This is a genomic window from Jiangella ureilytica (assembly GCF_004348545.1).
Classification (GTDB): Bacteria; Actinomycetota; Actinomycetes; order Jiangellales; family Jiangellaceae; genus Jiangella; species Jiangella ureilytica.
The window spans coordinates 58,406-78,981 of the sequence record NZ_SMKL01000009.1 but is presented as its reverse complement, the minus strand read 5'-3'; the positions used below and the strand labels follow the sequence as shown (position 1 = coordinate 78,981).

At 70.9% G+C, this 20,576-nt stretch carries 7 protein-coding genes; all 7 read right to left on the bottom strand.

The window, feature by feature from the left end; translation table 11 throughout:
• Positions 1 to 74: 74 nt before the first annotated feature.
• The 7 genes from E1212_RS05865 to E1212_RS05835 all read right to left on the bottom strand — a co-directional run bounded on the left by E1212_RS05865 (position 75) and on the right by E1212_RS05835 (position 20,462).
• The gene (locus E1212_RS05865) at positions 75 to 2,198 is read right to left on the bottom strand and encodes a PQQ-dependent sugar dehydrogenase (RefSeq protein WP_203416462.1); all 2,124 of its coding nucleotides are present in this window, start codon (positions 2,196 to 2,198) and stop codon (positions 75 to 77) included.
• A gap of 421 nt (positions 2,199 to 2,619) precedes the next feature.
• Entirely contained in the window at positions 2,620 to 5,955 is a 3,336-nt protein-coding gene (locus tag E1212_RS05860) for a PQQ-dependent sugar dehydrogenase (protein ID WP_131980279.1), read from the bottom strand.
• Positions 5,956 to 5,994: 39 nt separating this feature from the next.
• The gene (locus E1212_RS05855; protein WP_131980277.1) at positions 5,995 to 6,942 is read right to left on the bottom strand and encodes a sugar phosphate isomerase/epimerase family protein; all 948 of its coding nucleotides are present in this window, start codon (positions 6,940 to 6,942) and stop codon (positions 5,995 to 5,997) included.
• A 271-nt stretch (positions 6,943 to 7,213) separates the two neighbouring features.
• Entirely contained in the window at positions 7,214 to 8,407 is a 1,194-nt protein-coding gene (locus E1212_RS05850) for an ROK family transcriptional regulator (RefSeq protein ID WP_131980275.1), read from the bottom strand.
• Positions 8,408 to 9,059: 652 nt separating this feature from the next.
• On the bottom strand, positions 9,060 to 9,824 hold the full coding sequence (locus E1212_RS05845) for a hypothetical protein (protein WP_131980273.1): 765 nt from the start codon (positions 9,822 to 9,824) through the stop codon (positions 9,060 to 9,062).
• A gap of 47 nt (positions 9,825 to 9,871) precedes the next feature.
• Complete coding sequence (locus E1212_RS05840; protein ID WP_203416460.1) at positions 9,872 to 14,569, bottom strand: ThuA domain-containing protein; 4,698 nt, start codon at positions 14,567 to 14,569, stop codon at positions 9,872 to 9,874.
• Positions 14,570 to 14,699: 130 nt separating this feature from the next.
• Positions 14,700 to 20,462 (bottom strand): ThuA domain-containing protein, encoded by a 5,763-nt coding sequence (locus E1212_RS05835; RefSeq protein WP_131980271.1) that lies wholly within the window; start codon positions 20,460 to 20,462, stop codon positions 14,700 to 14,702.
• Between the last annotated feature and the right edge of the window lie 114 nt (positions 20,463 to 20,576).

Here is a 20,576-nt window from a genome sequence, read left to right as displayed (position 1 = left end):
TGGAAACGGACCGGCCGGGTTCCCGCCCCGTGGACGGGAACCCGGCCGGCGTGCGCGTCCGGACGATCAGGACGTCAGCCCTCCGGGGTGAGCACCACCTCCGCGCTGTCGCTCAGGGCGGGAACGCCCTCACCCGGATCGTCGGTGTACGTCACGTTGAAGACGCCGGTCAGGCCGTCGCCCGGGTCGTGGCCCCCCGGCAGCGTCGTCAGGAGCGTGCCGCTGCAGCCGACGGCTGTCGTCTGCGGGTGGCCGTGCTCGTCGTGACCGAGGATGTAGGTCACGCGTACGCGCGAGCAGTCGACCGGCGCGTCATCGGTGACCTGCACCTCGAACGGAACCTGGTCGCCGAAGGCGAACGTGTCGCCGGTCTGAGGCGTGACGAACTCGACCTGCGGCGTGAGGTTGCCGACGATGATGTCGATTTCGGCCGACGCCGTCTTGCCACGGTGCTTGCCGCCGAGGTCGGTGACCTTCAGCGTCGCGTGGTACAGGCCGTTCTCCTCGTAGGTGAACGACGGGTTCCGCAGCCGCGAGTCGACGCTACCGTCGCCGTCGAAGTCCCATTCGTACCGCAGCCGGTCGCCGTCGGGGTCGGCCGTGCCGGCGCTGGAGAACTGCACCGCCATGGGCGCGTGCCCCTCGGTGACGTCGGCCGCCACCTTCGGCACCGGCGAGTGGTTGCCGCCGACGCCGATGTAGTCGATGCGCGACAACTGCGCGTCGGGGTTCTCGGCGAAGTAGCCGTCGCCGTACTCGAGGACGTAGAGGGCGCCGTCGGGGCCCCACTCGAGGTCCATGGGGTTGTCGGTGACGATCGACGGGATGAAGTCCTCGATGGAGACGACGTCGCCGTTCTCGTCCAGGTGGATGCCCTTGATCCAGTCGCGGGTCCACTCGTATGCCAGCGGGACGCCGTCGTAGTACTCCGGCCAGGCGATCGGCGTGCGGCCGCGGGTGTCGCGCGGGTCGAAGTCGTACGCCGGGCCGCCCATGGGACCGATGCCGCCGGTGCCGAGCTCGGGGAACTCGGCGGACTCGTCGTAGCCGTACCAGATGTCCGGCTGCGTGACCGGGGGCAGCTCCCTGAGGCCGGTGTTGTGCGGCGACTCGTTGACCGGGGCCGCGCAGTCGAACGGCTCGCCGGACGTGCCGGTGGCGAAGTCGTAGTCGACGTAGGGCAGCTCCGCCGTCGCGCAGTACGGCCAGCCGTAGTTGGCCGGCTCGCTGATGACCGTCCACTTGCCCTGGCCGGCCGGGCCGCGCGCCGGGTCGGGCTCACCCGCGTCGGGCGAGTAGTCGCCGACGTAGACGGCGCCGGTCTCGGGCTGCACGTCGAGGCGGAACGGGTTGCGCAGGCCCATCGCGTAGATCTCGGGCCGGGTGCCCTCGGTGCCGGGCTCGAACAGGTTGCCCTCGGGGATCGAGTAGCCGCCGTCCTCGCCGACGACGATCCGCAGCACCTTGCCGCGCAGGTCGTTGGTGTTGGCCGACGTGCGCTGCGCGTCGAAGGCCGGGTTGCGGGTCGGCCGCTCGTCGATGGGCGCGAACCCGTCGGACTCGAACGGGTTGGTGTCGTCGCCGGTGCCGAGGTAGAGGTGGCCGGCGGCGTCGAACGCGATGTCGCCGCCGACGTGGCAGCAGATGCCGCGGTCGACCGGCACGTCCATGATGTGCTGCTCGGTCGACAGGTCGATCTGATCGCCGACCAGCTCGAACCGCGCCAGCGTGATGTGCCCCTCGAACGGCTCCCAGTCCGCCGGCGTGCCGTCGAACGGCGCGTCACCCTCGTTGACGGTCGGCGTGTCCGGGTCGTCGAGCGGAGTGTCCAGCACCGGGGAGTAGTAGAGATAGATCCAGTCGTTGGTCTTCCCGAACCCCGGGTCGATCGCGATGCTCTGCAGCCCCTCCTCGTCGTGCTCATAGACCGGGATGTCAGCGGCCAGCGTGTTCAGCCGCGTCTCGGGGTCGTGCAGCCACACCTCGCCGGCGCGGGTGGTGTGCAGTACCCGGCCGTCCGGCAGGACCACCAGGTCCATCGGCTCACCGGGCGTGTCGTTCAGAGTGACCTTGTCGAACGCCGAATCCGGCGGTGCCGCCTCTGGGACGGCGGGTGCTCCGTTCGCCGCCAACCCCGGTGCCGCGACGAGCGTGGACGCGACGAGCGTCCCCGCCGCCATCACTACGGCTTTGCGCATGCTGCCCTCCGATCACGGTTCGGAAGGCCTCAGATAAACGTCATGTTTCCACCATGTCAAGACGTTTGAAAGTGTTTCGTCACAAAGCGTGCAATCTCCGCGTCAAGCCGACGAAAGTGACGGGAGCGCCGCGCCCTCCCCTTGATCATCGGCGATCGCCCGGTGTCCTGACGCCAGCAATCGCCGACGATCACGGGCGTCGTGGACAGCGGCCACACCGAGCCGAGACACGCCAGGGCTGAGGGCCGGCCCACCTCTCGACCGTCCTGACGCCGTCGCCACGGAACAACCGCTCCGGCACCGGTCAACGCACCATGATCATCGGTGATCGACCACACCATGGCGGGGTCGATCGTCGATGATCATGGAGAAGCGCCGGTGGGCCGGTCCGCGCCGGCCCACCGGCTGCCCTTCTCCCTGCTCAGCTGTTCAGCTGGGCGACCAAGACCTCCCCGTGGTGGGTGAGGACGGCTCGTGCGCCGGCGTCGGTGACGAAGATCGAACTGCGGGCGGCCGCCAGGAACTGGTCCAGCGACCGAACCGCACTGTCGTCGCGGCCGGCGTCGGCGTGGCGGATGGCGGCGTCGAGGTGCAGCCGCAGCCGGCTCTCCCCCGCGGTCGTCAGGACGCCCGCGCCGTCGTAGTGGTCGACGATCGCCGCGAGATCGGCCAGCGAGGTCGTGACCGTGAACGACACCGTCGCCGTCGCCTGCCGCCCGGCCACGTCGGTCGCCGTCGCCACCAGTGTGCGCGACCCGACCGGCAGCGTCCACAGGTGCACCACGGAACCGGACGCCAGCGCGACCCCGTCGAGCGTCCCCGTCACCGAGGCCAGACCGGAGACCGCGTCCGACCCGCTGAACGACGGCGTGAGGGTGCCGCCGGCCGCGTGGCTGGACCCGTCGGCCACCCCGCCGATCGACGCGACCGGTGGGGTCTTGTCGATCCGCACGGTCACCGAGCCGACGGCGGACACGTTGCCGCCGCTGTCGGTCGCCCGGTAGAGCACGGTGGTGGCACCCTCGGCGGTGATCGTCAAGGGGTTGTTCGCGTTCGACCAGGTGACCCCGCCGTCCAGCGAGCGCTGCCGGCTGGCGACGGTGCCGTTGTCCGTCGCGTTCACGGTCAGCGCGACGTCGCCGGTGTACCAGCCGTTGCTGCCCGTCGGCGTTGCCGGGTTGAGCGAGTGCGACACCGTCGGCGGTGTGACGTCGGCGACGCCGTCGCCGACGAAGCGGACCTCGTCGAGGTCGAAGCCGCTGGTCGAGGTGAGGTAGAGCCGCCCCGACCCCGCCGGCGCGTTCGACAGGGCCTGCTCGACCTCGAACCAGCCGGTGCGGTTGCGGAACGACAGTTGCGCGAACGGCGGCGCCTTCGGGTCGTTCCAGCGCAGGTGCAGCGTGCCCCGTCCCCAGGCGCGCGCGACGATGCTGTCGATGTTCGCCAGGTTCACCGGGTCGAAGGCGATCCAGTCGCCGGCGTCGAACGACGTCACCTTGCGCAGGCCGCGCGCCGCCGCGTCGTCGGTGATCTCGACACCCTGGCTGGCGTCGAACCACTCGCCCTGCTGCGTCTTCGGGTTCAGCAGCAGCGACGCCTCGCCGCGGGCCGGCGGGACGCCCAGGTGGCCGTTGTCGGTGTAGCCGACCACCAGCGCGCCGTAGATGTTCTCGGTCTCGCCGTGCTCCTGTGCGTCGGCCGGCGTCGGGACGCCGAACGTGCAGCCGGTGCCCTGGCTGAGCGGGTGGGCGTGCAGGTCGTGCCCCAGCCCGAACGCCCAGGTCACCCGCGAGCAGGTCGGCGTGGTGCCGTCCTCGGGGTCGTCGACGGAGACCGCGACGGCGACCGCCTGGCCCCAGTCGAAGAACCCGCCGTCCGGCGTGTCCAGCGACACGGTCGGCGCCACGTTGCCGACGGTGACCTGAGTGGCCCGCGCGCCGAACTTGCCCGACGGATCGGTGACGCGCAGCGCGGCGTAGTACTGCCCGAGCTCGGTGTAGGTGTGCGACGCGGTGACGCCGGTGGCGTCGAAGGTGCCGTCGCCGTCGAAGTCCCACTCGTAGGTCAGCGCGGCGCCCTCGGGGTCGGCCGAGGCCGAGGCGTCGAACGACACCGTCAGCGGCGCCTCGCTGCTGGAGATCGGGTCGGCGGTGAACCGCGCCTGCGGCGACTTGTTGCCCTCCGCGTAGTCGACGCGGTACAGCCCGGCGTCGGGGTTCTGCCGGAAGAAGCCGTCACCGTACTCGAGCACGTACAGCGAGCCGTCCGGACCGAACTCCATGTCCATGACGTTGTCCCAGATCGGCTGACCGACGTGGCTCAGGTGCGCGTTCGGCAGGAAGTCGATGATGTCCGTGACCGGGCCGCTGGTGGCCAGGTCGAGGTCGAACACCGCGACGTAGTCCTGGGAGAACTCGGCGAAGAACGGGTGGCCGTCCCAGAACTGCGGGAACTTCGCCGGCGACGGGTTGTCCGGGTCGAAGCGGTACACCGGCCCGCCCATGGGGCCCTGGCCGCCGCCACCGAGGTCGGTCAGCTCCGGCCACGGCTGGTGACTTGCGTTGTCGCCGTAGTACAGGTGCGGCGCGGTGGCCGGCGGGACGACGTCGAGGCCGGTGTTCCAGCGCGAGTTGTTCTCGGCCCCCGCCTCGCAGTCGAACCACGGTCCAGGCGTGGCGGTGGCGAAGTTCCACTCGTTGTAGTTGGCGTTCGGGCCGTGGCAGTAGGGCCAGCCGCCGTTGATCGGCTGGCGCGTGGTCTGCCACTCGACGTAGCCCATGGGGCCACGGTCGGGGTTCGGGGCGCCGGCGTCGGGACCGTAGTCGCCCCAGACCAGCGCGCCGGTCTCGAGGTCGTAGTCGATGCGGAACGGGTTGCGCACGCCCATGACGTAGATCTCCGGCCGCGTGCCCTCGGTGTCGGGCGCGAAGAGGTTGCCCTCCGGGATCGTGTACGAGCCGTCCTCCTGGACGGTGATACGCAGGATCTTGCCGCGAAGGTCGTTGGTGTTGCCGGCCCCGCGACGGGCGTCGAGGCCAGGGTTCATGCCGGGTGCGTCGTTGTTCGGCGCCATCCCGTTGGCGCCCGGTGTGTTCGCCGGGGTGTTGTCGCCCGTGGACAGGTAGAGGTTGCCGTCGGCGTCCCAGGTCATGTCACCGGCGACGTGGCAGCACTGGCCGCGCTGCGCCTCGACCTTGATGATCTGCTGCTCGGTGGACAGATCGAGGGAGTCGGTGGCCTCGTCCCACTTGAACCGGGACAGCACGTTGTAGCCCTTCCAGCGGTCCCAGTAGCTCTCGGTCTCGCCGGCCGGCAGCGAGGTCGGGGCGCTGCCCGACGGCGTCGTCTCCGGGTACGGCGCCTCCATGACGCGCGGCGCGTAGAGCAGGTACACCCACTGGTTCGTCTCGAAGTCCGGGTCGATCGCGATGGTCTGCAGACCGTCCTCGGAGTTCGTGTAGACGTCGATGGTGTTGACGATGCGGGTGATGCCGGTGGCCGGGTCGGTCAGCCGCACGGCGCCGTTGCGGGCGGTGTGCAGGATCCGCGAGTCCGGCAGGACGGCGAGGTCGATCGGCTCGCCGGTCTCCTTGCTGAGCAGGATCTTCTCGTAGTTGTCCCAGTGGAGCGCGGGATCGTCGGCCTCGTGGTCGTGGCCCTCGTGCGCGACGGCGCTGCTGCCCGTGGCCGCGAGGACGGCGACGGGCAGCAGGGCGGCGGCGAGCAGTGACATCAGCGTGCTGCGGATGCGGCGCATGGTCTCGTGGTGTCCTCTCGTCGACGGCGACGGCGGCGGTCAGCCGCGCAGCTCGTAGATGGCGTCGTAGCTGCGTTCGGCCGCGCCGATCGCGCCGCCGGCGGCCGGTGGCGTGTTCGGCGCGTTGTCCTGCTCCCACAGGGACCAGTGCCGGCCGCGAGAGCCGATGGAGCTGTAGAACCGCTGGAAGTCGATGTCGCCGGCGCCGAACTCGACGATGTCGTAGCCGTTCGCCGACGTGGACCGGCGGCCGTCCTTGGCGTGGAACAGCGGGTAGCGCAGCCGGTTGCCGACGACGTAGTCGATGGGGTCGAACCCGGGCGCGATGTGCTGCCCGACGTAGGCCCAGTAGATGTCCATCTCGAGGTAGACGAGCTTCGGGTCGGTCTCGGCCAGCAGCACGTCGTAGAGGCGCACGGACGGGTCGTCCGCGGCCATGCGGAACTCGTTCTGGTGGTTGTGCTGGTACCAGCGCAGACCGCGGGCCATTGCCGCCTCGCCGAACGCGTTGAACTCCGCGGCGGCGGCCTGGTAGCCGGCGACCGTGCGGTTGGCCGCCGTGACCGGCTCGTTCGCGGTGCCGATGAACGGCAGGCCCAGGATCTCGGCCCGGTCCAGCTCGAGCTGGAGATTGTTCCGGAAGTTGTTCAGGCTGACGTGGCTGCCGATGCCGACGAGCCCGTTGTCGTCGAGCAGCTGCCGGATCTGCTGGACGGTGATGCCCGGCTCGGCCGGGGAGCTGTAGCCGGCGAACTCGACGTTCTTGTAGCCGATGCGGGCGAGCTCCTCGAAGACCACTCGGAAGCCGAGCGAGGAGACCAGGTTGCGGATCGTGAACAGCTGGATGCCGATCTTGCCGGGCGGCACCAGCATGCCTTTGGCGGCACCGGCGGCGGACGGAGCGGCCAGTTGGGCCGCGGTGACCGCCATCGTGGTGCCGGCGACGGCGCCCAGGAACTGGCGGCGGTTGAGTTCGGGACGTGCCATCTCGTACTCCTCGTTGAGCCGATCGACCCGCGGATGGGCGGGGATCTGTGACGGGATGGGCGCGCAGGCGCGGCATGCCCCCCTCCTCCCCGACGCCGGCCCTGACGAACGCGCAGACAACGGCGCGAACCGCCGTTGATCAGGCAAACTAGACGTCACGGGAAACCGCGGTCAAGAGGTTCCGATGTACTTTCGCAAGTTCACGAGCGAAGTAACACGGTTCTCATCGAATGCGGCGTGACCTGCCGCGACGGAATCGACAGCGGCCCGATCAGGGCGCGGCGAAAATCGCGTCGCTGATGAGCGCCGCCGCGCCGACCACGCCGGCGTCGTCGCCCATCTCGCTGAGGACGACGGGGAGGTTGCCGGTGGCGAGCGGCAGCGAGCGGCGGTAGACCACGCCACGGATCTCGGCCAGCAGCGGGTGCCCGAGCCGGGCGACGCGCCCGCCGATGACGATGAGGCCGGGGTTGAAGAACGACACCAGGCTAGCCAGCACCCAGCCGACGCGGTGGCCGCCGTCGCGGATCATCTGGACGGTGTAGGGGTCGCCCATGGTGACCGCCGCGGCGACGTCGGCGCCGGTGAGCTCGCCCTTCTCGGCCAGCAGCGACGCCAGCGCGGGCGACCGGCCCCCGCGGGCCGCCGCCAGGGCGTCGCGGGCCAGCGCGGCGCCGCCGAAGAACGCCTCGAGGCAGCCGGTGTTGCCGCACGCGCACGTGGGGCCGAACTCCTCGACCCGGATGTGCCCGATGTCGCCCGCGCACCCGTCGACGCCCCGGTACAGCTGCCCGTCGACGACGATGCCGCAGCCGATGCCCGTCCCGATCTTGACGAACAGGAAGTCGCGGGCCGCCTTCGCGACGCCGGAGTGCTGTTCGCCCAGCGCCATGACGTTGACGTCGTTGTCGAGCAGCACCGGGCAGCCCAGCTCGCGCGCCAGGGCATCGCGGACCGGGTAGCCGTCCCAGCCCGGCATGATGGGCGGCGAGACCGGCATGCCGCCGTGGAAGTCGACCGGCCCGGGCACCCCCACGCCGACGCCGGCCGGGCGGGTGACGCCGTGCTCGGCGAGCACCTTGTGGGTCAGCTCGAGGGCGCGGGCCAGCACCGGCTCCGGGCCCAGGCGCACGTCCATGTCGACCGACCGCTGCCCGAGCACCGTCAGCCGCCCGTCGGTCAGCGCCACCGACACCGTCGTCGCCCCGATGGCCACCCCGACGAAGCGCACGTCAGAGGAGAGGTCGACGAGGGTCGATCGGCGTCCACCTCTGCTAGCCGCGGGGCCGGCGCCCTCGGCCAGCCCGAGCTCCGTGAGCCGGCTGACCTCGCTGGCCATGGTGGTACGCGAGACTCCGAGCCGGTCGGCGAGCTCGACCCGCGACAACGGGCCCTCGTCGCGCAGCAGCTTCAGGACTTTCGCCTGCGTCGCCGTTTCCGGCCTGCCGGCGAGCGTGTGCGCCATGGCGCAATCGTGCCACACTTTCGCCGCCCTACCGCGAAAGTGTCTCCCATGTCGAACGCGGTCGTCTCGCCGTTCGGCTGGTTGTCGGGGTGATGGGGTTTCGCCGGGGTGTTGAGGTGGGCTCCCCGTCCCCCTGCTGCCCATTCTCTTAGCCGCGCGCACACGCCTCAAGCGGACCGGCGGGCGCTGCGCGCCCTTGAGGTCCGCTTGACCCGTGCACCCGCGGCCTAAGAACGGGCAGTTATCAGGGGGACGGGGAGACCCTGGGCACGCCTCGCCGGTCCGCGTGCCCGTTTCGTCCCGGTTCGCCGGGATGAGCACCGCGGTGATCATCGGCGATCCGCTACATCACCAGGCGTTCTGCCGCTTCACCAGGCATGCAGGCCTCGTGAAGCGGCAGAGAACCTCGTGATGGCCCCGCGAACACCGCCAAATCCCACCACGTGGACACCAACAGGCCGCCAGGACCCCGCACCCGTCGCCAGACTCCCCCGTCCCCCTGATAGCTGCCCGTTTTTAGGCCCCGGACGGGCGGGTCAAGCGGACCCCACGGCGCGAAGCGCCACCAGGGTCCGCTTGAGGCGACCGTCCGGGGCTAAGAGGATGGGCAGCAGGGGGACGGGGGAACACCACCCCACCCCACGACCCACGCTCAGTCGTGGTCTGTGTGGTCCTCCGGTTGCGGTTCGAAGCCGACGCCGCCGTGGGGATCGACCTCTTCGCCGGGGCGGGACGGCAGGGTGATGTGGACGTGGCCGTAGCCGGCGTCGATGTTGAGGACGTCGAGTTGGGTGGCGGCCACGGACCAGGCGGCCACGGCCTGGTCGCGCAGCCGCCCGGCCAGCTCGAGCAGTTCCTCCTGTTGCGGCCCGGCCGGGGCGGCGACGGCGGCCTCGTAGGCCGTCGCCGCCGAGCCCAGCAGGTCGATCGCCAGCAGCAGGCCGTTGCGGGCGGTGTTGAACTCCGTCGATCCCGAGGGCGGCTCGCCGAAGGTGCCGATCGCGGCGCCGACGGCGCTGTGCCAGGCCGCCGGGGTGGCCGAGGCGGACACCGCCGCCGTCCCGCCGGAGGGCACCACGGCGTGCAGGCCCTCGATGACCGGGAGCAGTCCGCTGTGCGCGGCGGTGGTCTGCTGGGTCAGCTCGGCGACCAGTTCGACGTGGCGATCCTCCTCCTGGGCCTCCAGCTCGGCCACCCGCTCGGCCACCGGATCGCCTCCGGAATCGTCGCCGCCGGTGAGGACCAGAGTGGCCAGCACGATGTTGACGGCGGCGAGGACGGCCGCGACCGCGATCCAGAACCCCCGGCGCCGGGGCGGGTGCTGCTGCCCCGGCGCCGGGGACGAGGACCGGCCGGCACCGGTCCCCCGTCCGCCGCGCGCACTCGGTCTCCGTGACTCGTCGCGTCGGTTCGCCACGTTCCCAGGACGTTGAGCTTGCACGGTGACGTCTCCTTCTCTGGTGGTTACAGCTGCGCGCGCAGGGCGTCGCCCATGCGGAGCAACTCGGTGCGAACCGCTGCGTCCTCGACATCGGACGCGACGGCACCATAGCGGTCCAGGGACCGTTCGGCCTGCGCCGTCTGGCCGTCCTCGGCCAGCCGCGCGGCCATGGAGAGGTGTTGCCGCAGCAGCCGTTCCTGCTGCCGGTTCAGCGCGCCGGCCGCGTAGTGGTCCGCGACCAGCCCCGCCGCCGACTCGAACGTGAACTCCTGGATGCGGATGTTCCGGAAGTACACGTCGTCGCCGTTGCCGTGGTTCTGGATGCCGACGAAGCTGGGCTGGTTCATCCGGTTCGGGTCGGTGTCGGTGTAGTCGTTGATCAACTCACCGTTCAAGTACACCCGGATCCGGTCGCCCTGCACCACGATCTCGTACTCGTTCCACTCACCCGGCGGGTTCAGGGCGGCGTCGCGGGCCGCGACATCGGCGCTCTGGAACGCGTACACCGCACCGGTCGTGCGGTCCGGCGCGTCCGTGGCGTCGATCTGGATCTCGTGGCCCTGGTTCACGGCGAGCCACGGGTCGGTGCCGGGGTTCGGGAACCCGACGAACACGCCGGAGTTGTCGTCGCCCGGCATCATCCAGTCCAGCTTCAGCGAGTAGTCCCCGAACGCCTGGTCGTACCAGTACAGGCCCAGCCCGCCGTACGAGACCAGCTCGCAGTCGGCGTGCAGGAACCCGCCCGGACCGGCCATGCGCCACGGCGCCAGGCTGTCCGCCGTCCCGTCGAACAGGCTCTGGTAGCCCGCCCCCGGGTCGGTCGGGTCGCACTGGACGGTGGGTGCCTCGCCGAACGTGAAGTGCTCGAACGTCGCCGGCTGGCCGATGCCGTTGTACGCGGCCAGCCCCACCTTCGGTGACGGCAGCCCCGACGCCGGGCGCGGCCGCCCGAACGCGGTCCACTCCTCGCCGTCGGCCGACCAGAACGCCGTCAGCGTGGCGCCATTGCTGACGATCTTCACGTGCGCGTTCTCGTTGATGCCCGCGGGCAGCGGCCCGGACCGGTCCAGCGCAGCGTCGAACTCCGCCTGCCCGCCCTGGTTGAGACCGAACTCGAACCGCCAGCCCTCACCGGGGATGTTGATGAGGACGGCCTTGGCGAAGTTCTGGTCGCCGGCGTGCACCAGCAGACCCGCCTGCTCGTAGTCGCCGCCGGCCGGCAGTGCCAGCTGGGTCGACGTCTCGAAGCCGGCGGCGGGGTCGGCGATCGGCTGCAGGACGACGTTGGCCGCGGACGTGTTGCCGCCGAACATGTCGCCCTCGATGGCGTCGATCCGCAGCTTGCCGTCGGCGACGGCGAGCTCGGCCGGGTTCGGCCGCAGGATCGTCGTCCACCGGCACCGGTCCAGCGACGTGCCGTCGAACTCGTCGTTCGGGTCGACCTCCGCGCCCGGGTCCTCGCACGCGGCAGCGTCGGCGCTGAACGTGAACGCGTCGATGTCCATCAGCCCGCCGCCGTTGCCCTGGAACACCAGGAACAGCTCGCCGGTGCCCGTGCCCGGGTCTGTCAACGGGACCGGGTCGAGGTCGACGTAGTTGTCCGGGCTGCCTGTGTGCGGCACCTCCACCACGCCTGCGAGAGGGCCGTCGGGGGCGCCCATCCGCAGCTCGACGGTACCGCCGGGACCGCCGGCCGAGACTCGCATCTGCACCGACCGCGTGCCCGCGAGATCGTACGGCGAGAACGAGATCCAGTCGCCGGGGTCGATGTAGCCGACCCGGGCGCCACCCTCGGCCCCGCCATGGCTGACCACCTGGACGCCGTTCTGCGCGGAGAAGTGCTCGGCCTGGCGGTGCCGCGGCTGCAGCACGAGCTCGGCGGTCCCCGTGACCGGGACGGTGTCCGGCGACGGCGGCGTGTCGGTGTACTCGGCCAGCAGCAGCCCGAAGATGTTGTCGTCGGTGCCGTGCGAGCCGTCGGTGCCGGTGCCGATCGTGCCGGAGCACCCGGTCACGCTCTCGCCGCCGTGCGTGTGCTGGTCGTGGCCGAGCGCGAACGTCACCTCGACGTCCTCGCAGTCGACCGGCTGGCCGTCGGGGTCGGTGACGCTGACCTCGAACGCGATCTCCTCGCCGAACGTGAACAGCCCGCCGTTCGGGGGCGACACGAACTCGATGACCGGCGCGGTGTTGCCGACGACGACGTGCGCGGTCGCGACCCCGACGTTGCCGGCGGAGTCGGTGACGGTGAGCGTCGCGGTGTACTCACCGTTGACGGTGTACGTGAACGACGCCGCCGGCTCCGTGGAGTCGACGGTTCCGTCGGACTGGAAGTCCCACGCGTAGGTCAGGACGTCGCCCGGGTCCGGGTCCGCGGAGCCCTCCGAGGAGAACGCGACGGTCAGCGGCGCCAGCCCGGACGTCGGGGTGGCGGTGGCGACGGCCGACGGCGACCGGGTGCCGGCCACGTAGTCGATGCGGTAGAGCGCGGAGTTCTCGTCGCCGTTGAAGAACCCGGTGCCGTAGTCGAGCACGTAGAGCGACCCCTCGGGGCCGAACTCCAGGTCCATCAGCTGCGTGTTCTGCATGAAGTCCGAGAACGGGCCGATGTGCAGCGGCCCGCCGGTCTCGGAGTCGACCGACATGTTCTTGATCCAGCGGCGGCCGAACTCGTAGGCGAAGAACTGCCCGTCGTAGTACTCGGGGAACTTCGTCTCCGACTCCAGCGCCGGGTCGTACCGGTACACCGGGCCGGCCATCGGCGACTCGCTGCCGCTGCCGAGCTCGGGCACCGACCCGCCGTCGTACGGCAGCCACGCGGCCACGGCGGGCGGCACCGTCGGCAACCCGGTGTTCAGCCGCGAGTCGTTGGCGGGTCCGCCGGCGCAGTCGAACTTGGCGCCCACGGGGTCAGCGGTACCGTCGTTCGGGTCCGGCTGACCGGTGTTCGGGTCGATGCCGTAGTACGAGGTGAAGTCGCGGTCGGCGTAGGTCTCGGCCGGCGTGTTCCGGCCGGTGCAGTAGGGCCAGCCGAAGTTGCCCGGCTCGGTGACCCGGTTGAACTCGACCTGGCCGCCGGGGCCGTACTGGTTCGGGCCGCCGGAGTCCGGGCCGTAGTCGCCCACCCACACGTCGCCGGTCTCCTGGTCGACGCTGATGCGGAACGGGTTGCGGAAGCCCATCGCGTAGATCTCCGGCCGGGTGCGCTCCGGGTCCGACGTCGCGGGCGGGAAGAGGTTCCCCTCCGGGATGGTGTACGACCCGTCCTCCTCGACCTTGATGCGCAGGATCTTGCCGCGCAGGTCGTTGGTGTTGCCCGACGTGCGGCGGGCGTCGAACTGCGGCGCCCGGGTCGGCCGGTCGTCGATCGGGGCGTAGCCGTTCGACTCGAACGGGTCGGTGTCGTCGCCGGTGGACAGGTAGAGATTGCCGTCGGCGTCGAAGTCGATCTCGCCGCCGTGGTGGCAGCAGTTGCCGCGGTCCTGCGGGACCTGCAGGATCACCTGCTCCGACGCCAGGTCCAGCTCGCCGTCGGCGAACGTGAAGCGGGACAGGTTGTTGTGGCCCTCGTAGGCCTCCCAGACCGACGGGTCCAGGCTGGAGTGCGCGACCTCGCCCGGGGGCGTGTTCAGCGGCGGCGAGTAGTAGAGGTACACCCAGCCGTTGGTGGCGAAGTCCGGGTCGACGGCGATGCCCTGCATGCCGTCCTCGCGGAAGTCGTACACGGGCACGTCCGCCGCCACCGTCGTCTGGCCGGCCGCCGCCGTGTAGAAGACGCGGCCGTCGCGCGACGTGTGCAGCGCGCTGCCGTCGGGCAGGACGGCGACGCCCATCGGCTCGCCCATCTCCTCGGGCCCGCGAGCCAGCGTGATCTGGTCGAAGTTCTCGGCGACGGTGGCGCCGCAGTCGGCGTCGGCGACGCCCGCCGCGGTCTCGATGCCGCCGGCCAGATGCGCGCGGAACTCGGGCTCGGCGTAAGACTCCTGGGTGTGCCCGCCGCCGGTGTACCACGACCGGCCGCCGGCGTAGTCGTGGCACCAGGCGATCGGGTGGTCGGCGCCCATGACGTCGCCGGTGTAGCTGTCGGCGTCGAGCGAGGCCAGCACGTGCACGTCGCCGCGCGGGCTGGCCTGGTAGTCGTACCACTCGTCGGTGCGTTCCCACCGGTCCGGCAGCCCTTGCGTCGACGGGTGGACGCGGTCCTCGACGACGACCGTGGCCGGCTGGATCTGCGGGTGCGACTGGAAGTACGCCCCGACCAGCCCGCCGTACCACTCCCAGTCGTACTCGGTGTCGGCGGCCGCGTGCACGCCGGCGTAGCCGCCGCCGTCGGCGATGTAGGCCTCGAACGCGGCCTGCTGCTCGTCGTTGAGGACGTCACCGGTGGTCGACAGCCAGACGACGACGTCGTACTGGGCGAGGTTCTCCGTGGTGAACGCGGTCGCGTCCTCGGTCGCGGTGACCTCCCAGCCGTTCTCCGTGCCGAGCTCCTGGATGGTCGCGATGCCGGTGGGGATGGAGTCGTGCCGGAACCCGGCGGTCTTGCTGAACACGAGGACGTGCGCGCCCTCGTGCAGGATCTCGAACTCCTGGGCGGCGACGGGTCCGGCTTGCGGTGCCGCTGCGGTCGCGGTCGCGCCGAGCGGCAGGAGCAGTGCTCCCGCCGCGGCGACGGCCGCGGATCTGAGCAGGGGTCGTGGGCTTCTCGTATGGCGTGGCAACGGTGCCTCCTCGAACGACGAACGTGCGCCCTTTGCTCCCTCGTGACTCGCCTCGGCCGCGAGTGTGGGTGCTGGGTGCCGGGCGGCGGTGACGATGACCACCGCCGCCCGGCACGTCTTCAGCGAGGTGTCACAGCTGAGCCCGCAGCGCGTCGGCGTATGCCAGCAGCCAGCCGCGCGCGGTCTCGTCCGTCACCCCCTCGGCGATCGCCTGGTACCGGTCCAGAGACGTGGCCGCGCCCGACGTGCCCTGCCCGGCCAGCCGCCCGGCGTTGGCCAGGTGGGTGTCCATCTGGATGGCCTGCGACCGGCCGACGGCGCCCTCGGTGCGGTAGCGCTGCACCAAGGCCCGGGCGCCGTCGAACGTGGCGACGACCTCGAACGCGATGGTCGTCTCCGCGGCGTTGCCCGCATCGTCGGTGGCCGTGGCCACCAGCGTGTGGGCGCCCAGCTCCGGCGTGACGGTGGCCGGGTTCTCCACCGCTTCGCCGTCCAGTGTCAGCGACACCGCCACCTCGCCGGACACGTCGTCCGTGGCCGTGGCGGTCAGCTCCAGCGCCGTCGCCAGGTCGTAGCTGCCGCCGTCGGCGACCCCGTCGACCGTGATGACCGGCGGCGTGGCGTCCGGCTGGTCCGTGGTGACACGGAAGTAGTCGAACCCGACGGTGACCGGCTGGGTCTGCTGCGGGCCGATGGCCATGAGACCGAACGAGGTGAGCTCGGCATCGTTGGTCACCGGGTCGCCCAGCGAGGTCCAGTTGACCCCGCCGTCGCTGATCTCGGCCGCGTAGGTGTCGCCGCTCTTCGTCATCCGGAGGTAGAACCAGCCGCTCTCGCTGGTCTCCGGGATGTCGATGTTGCGGTTGCCGCCGTTGCCGAACTGACCGCCCTTCTCCGAGACGAGCTCGGCGTGCAGGTCCTTCGCCGCGCCCGGAGCGTTCTGCGCGACGACGTCGAACTTCACGTAGTCGTCATCGCCGCCGTAGACGATCAGGCCGGCCAGCTGCCACTGGTGCAGCATCGTCGGCGTCAGCCGCGTCTCGATCGTCCAGTCACCCTCCGGCACGTCCTGGAGGATGAAGTTGCGCGGACCCTCGTTGGCGGCGCCGTTGATGTCGCCCGGCTGGGTCTGGATGCGCAGCTGGCCGTCGGCCACCGTCACCTTCGACGAGTCGTAGCGGACCACGGCGTTCCACCGGCAGCCGTCGATCGCGGCGCCGTCGAACTCGTCGCTCGGTTCACGCTGGCCGTCGTCCTCGACGTCCGGCGTGATGGTGAAGTGGTCGAACACCGCGTTCACGGCGTGGGCCGCGGTGTCGCCGGCCGCCATCAGGCCGATCGTCGAGCCCTCGATCACCTGCGCTGCGCCGGCCAGGGCCGTCCACGACGACCCGTCGGCCGAGTACGCCGCCGTCACCTGCTCCCCGTCACTGATCAGCCGCAGGTGCGCCGTCGACGGGAAGTCCGCCGGCAGCGTCACGTTGGCGTGCCAGGTGCGGGTGCCACCGGCCTCGGTCTGGAACTCGAGGATGCGGCTGCCGGAGTTGGTGCGGGTGAACGCGAGCTTGACGTAGTCGTCGTCGGTGCCGTGGATCAGCAGGCCGGCGTGCTGCCACTCGCGGGTGTGGGCCAGCGAGACCTCGGTCTCGACGGTCCACGCCCCGTCGCGGGCGGGCTGGCCGACGTAGCTGATCGGGCCCTCGACGTCCTCGTTGATGTCGCCGTTGACGACGGGCAGGACGAGGCCGCCGTCGGCCACGGAGACCGGCAGGCCGTCGGCGCTGCGCACCGTCGTCCACCGCTGCTCGTCCAGCGCGGAGCCGTCGAACCCGTCGGTCCCGGTGACGAGGCAGACCGGCGGCTCCTCCGGCTCGGGGTCCGGGCCGGGCAGCCCGTCCTCGAGCACGAAGTCGGTGAACACCGCCGTCGTGCGGGCGGTGCCGCTGTGCGCGGTGACGGCCAGGCCGATGTCCTGGACGTCGGCCGCGCCCGACAGCGTCACGGGGTCGCCCACCTGGGTGAACGTCTCGCCGTCGCGGCTCCAGTACGACGTGTACTGGTCGCCGTCGCGGACGATCCGCACCCACGCCGGGTACCCGTGCGTGCCGGCACCGGTGCTCGCGTCGAGCTGTCCGTTGCCGTCGCTGTCGCGCAGCCACTCGAAGCTGTTGCCCGCGCGCATCGTCATCGCCGCGTAGCCCGGCGAGACGCCCGGCTGCGTGACGTCGTTGCGGACGATCAGCCCCGCCTTGGCGGAGTTGTTCGAGTTGGTCTGGCTGACCACCTTGGCAGTCGCCGTCCACTGGTCGCCGGTCGCCCCGGCCGCACCCGGCAGGTACACGGCGCTGTACTCGTCGACGCCCTGCCACATGTTGCCGCCGCCGGTCTCGATCACCCAGGTGTTCGTGTCCGGACGGTCGAAGGTGCCGCCCGCGTTGGCGTGCGAGAACGTCAGCCAGTCGCCGAACAGGTCGCCGACCTCGACCTGGACGATCCGCGACGTCGTGCTGACGCCGAGGTCGTTGGTGGCGACGGCGGTCAGCTGGTAGCGCTGCTCCTCCGTCACCGTCCAGGTGGCCTCGTACGGCGCCTCCGTGTCGACGCCGATGGACTCGCCGCCGGCGAAGAACTCGACCCGGGTGATCGTGTTCTCGGCGTCGGTGGCGTCGGCCGTCACCTGGATCTCGCCCGGCTCCAGCTCGTCGGCCGGCGTCGGAGCGGTGATGGCCACCTTCGGCTTCGTCGTGGTTGCCGCGCCCTTGCCGTCGGCCTCGATGAAGTTCAGCCGCCGCTCGCCGGCACCCGGGAACACCGTGTAGAGCGTGAAGCTCTCACCCGGGTCGTCGACGTCGACGCTGACGTCGGCGTACGCGGACGACCCCGTCGCAGGCACCTGGCCGGTGCCGAGCAGCGGGCCGTCGGGTGCGTCGCGGCGCAGCTCGATCGGGCCGCCGGTCACCGACGACGCCCGCAGCACGAGCGCGTCGACGTTCAGCAGGTTGACCGGGTCGAACGACACCCACGCACCGTTCTGGCCGGCGACCGCGGTGCCGTGCCCCTCGACGTCGCGCGACGGGCCCGTGGTGGCGCCCTCGGCGTCATCGTGGAACTCCGCCTCGCGCTGCCGCGGGAACAGCAGCGACGTGTCCTCGCCCGCCAGTGCCGGGATGCCGCCGGCGCCGCCGCTGTCGGTGTAGCGGGCGTTGAGGATGTAGAAGACGTTCATGTCCTCGCTGTGGCCGCCGCCGAGCGCCGTCTGCACCGAGCCGGTCCGCCCGCTGAGCGGGTCGGCGGGGTGCGGGTGGTCGTCGTGGCCCAGTGCCGGCTGGATGATGACGTCCTCGTCGGCGATCTCGGTGTCCTCGACGTCGGTGACCTCGACGTTCCATTCGACGGTGTCGCCGAAGTCGAAGAACGCGCCGTCCGGCGGCAGGTCGAACTCCACCTCCGGGCGGGTGTTCCCGACCGTGATCGGCACGGTGGTCGTGCCGGTCTTGCCGTGCGGGTCGGTCACCGTCAGGCGGGCGTTGTAGACGCCGTTCGCGGTGTAGGTGAACGACGCCTGCGCATCGGTGGAGTCGACGGTGCCGTCGTCGGTGAAGTCCCAGGCGTAGGTGAGCGCCTCGTTCTCCGGGTCGGTGCTGCCGGAGCCGTCCAGCTGAACGGTCAGCGGCGCGTGGCCGGAGTCGGGCGTCGCGGTCGCGTGCGCCACCGGCGAGCGCGAGCCGGACACGTAATCGACGCGGTACAGACCCGAGTTCGGGTTGTCGCGGCCGAAGCCGCCGCCCCAGTCGAGCACGTACATCGAACCCTCGGGCCCGAACTTCGAGTCGATCGGCGCCATCCACTGCTCACCGGGCAGGAACGGGTTGATCTTCTCCAGCGCACCCGACTCCTCGTTGAGGTCGATCGAGTACATCTTGTTCTTGGCCCACTCGTAGAAGAACGGCTTGCCGTCGTAGTACTCCGGGAACTTCGTGTCGGACTCGAGCTCCGGGTCGAAGTCGTAGAACGGCCCGCCCATGGGCGCCAGCCCACCGCCGGCCGGGATGACCGCCGGGACCGACGAGGTCTGGTAGCCGTACCACATCGCCGGCTCCTGCGCCGGGGGCAGCTCGGTCAGGCCGGTGTTGCGGACGGAGTCGTTGACCGGGCTGTCGCAGTCGAAATAGTCGCCGACCGTGACCGGGTTGGTCGTGTAGTCGACGTCGCGGTACGGCTCGTTGGGGCCGATGCACAGCGGCCAGCCGTAGAAGCCGGGCTCCTTGATGAGGTTCCACTCGACCATGCCGGCCGGGCCGCGGTTCGCGTTGGGCTGGCTGTTGTCCGGGCCGTAGTCGGCGACGCCCAGCGCGCCGGTCTCCGGGTCGATGGAGAACCGGAACGGGTTGCGGAAGCCCATCGCGTAGATCTCCGGGCGCGTCTGCTCCGTTCCCGGCGGGAACAGGTTGCCCTCGGGGATCGTGTAGCTGCCGTCCGGCTCCGGGTGGATGCGCAGCACCTTGCCGCGCAGGTCGTTCGTGTTCGCCGACGTCGCACGGGCGTCGTGGAAGGTGCCCTCGCGCTCGGACAGCGGCGCGTAGCCGCCCGACGGCTCGGAGTGCGGGTTCACGTCGTCGCCGACGCCGAGGTACAGGTTGCCCTGGGCGTCGAACTCCAGTCCGCCGCCGGTGTGGCCGGGCTCGTCGGGGAGCCGGCGGGCCGGCACCTCGAGGACGACGACCTCCGACGCCGGGTCGATCTGCGAGTTCGGTCCGACGGTGAACCGCGACAGCGTGCTGATGAAGTTCGCCGGGTCGGAGTCGTTCGCGCTGGCCTTGGAGTGGTAGACGAACAGGTGGCCGTTGGTCTCGAAGTCCGGGTGCAGCGCGATGCCCAGCAGGCCGTCCTCACCGCCGGAGTACACCGGGATCGTGAGGGCCGTGGACGTCGTCTGGGTGGCAGGGTCGTAGACGCGGATCTGCCCGCGGACCAGCTCGGTGAAGAAGACGCGGCCGTCGGGCGCGACGTCCATCGCGTACGGCGCGCTGGTGTTCTGGTCCAGCGGCACCCGCTCGAACTGGTCCCACACGGTGCCGCCGCAGTCGCCCTCGGCCACGCCCGCGGCGTACTGCACGCCGCCGACGATGTGCTGGACGAAGTCCGGCTCCTGCGTGTAGTGCGCGCCGAAGTGGCCCATGGCCGTCACCCAGGCTCGGCCGCCGTCGTACGGCTTGCACCACGAGATCGGGTGGTCGTAACCCATGGCGTTCGAGCCCGGGTTGTAGGTCGTCTCGTCCATCGTCGCCAGCACGTGCGCGGTGCCGCGGACGTTGGTCGAGAAGTTGTACCACTCGTCGGCGCGCTCCCAGCGCTGCGGCAGGTGCGTCGTCGACGGGTGGGTGCCGTCCTCGATGCGGACGGTGCCGGGCAGGCCCGGGCTGGTGCCGGTGGCCGCGTGGCCCGGCATCAGCGAGCCGATGAGGGTGTCCCACCAGGCGTAGTTGCCGCGCATGTCGGCGGCGTTGTGGATGGCGACGATGCCGCCGCCGGCCTGCTGGTAACGCTCCATGGCGGCCTTCTCGGCCGCCGTCCACGGGTCGCCGGACGCCTGGAACATGACCAGCGCGTCGAAGTGCGCGAGGTCCTCGTCGTTGAAGATCGACGAGTCCTCGGTGTGCTCCGAGGTGATGCCGGCCGCCTCGAACGCCGCCTGCAGCACCGGCACGCCCTGCGTGATCGCCTCGGTGTGCCGGAACTGGGTGGTCTTGGTGAAGATCAGGACGTGTGCCTCGTCGCCGTGCTCGCCCTCATGGGCCGACGACGGGAGTGCGGTGAGGAGTGGTATCGCTAACACGGCGGCGAGCGCCACGGCCATGAGCCGGGACCATCGCTGGCGTAGAGCCACGAGCATGAGGGGTTCCTCCAGGGAATGAGCGACGTTGCTTCTCGAAACCCCGCGGCGTGCCGGCGCCGACGGTCGAACTTCGCTTCTCAGGTGAGACCGGAATGTCCGGTCGGACACTGC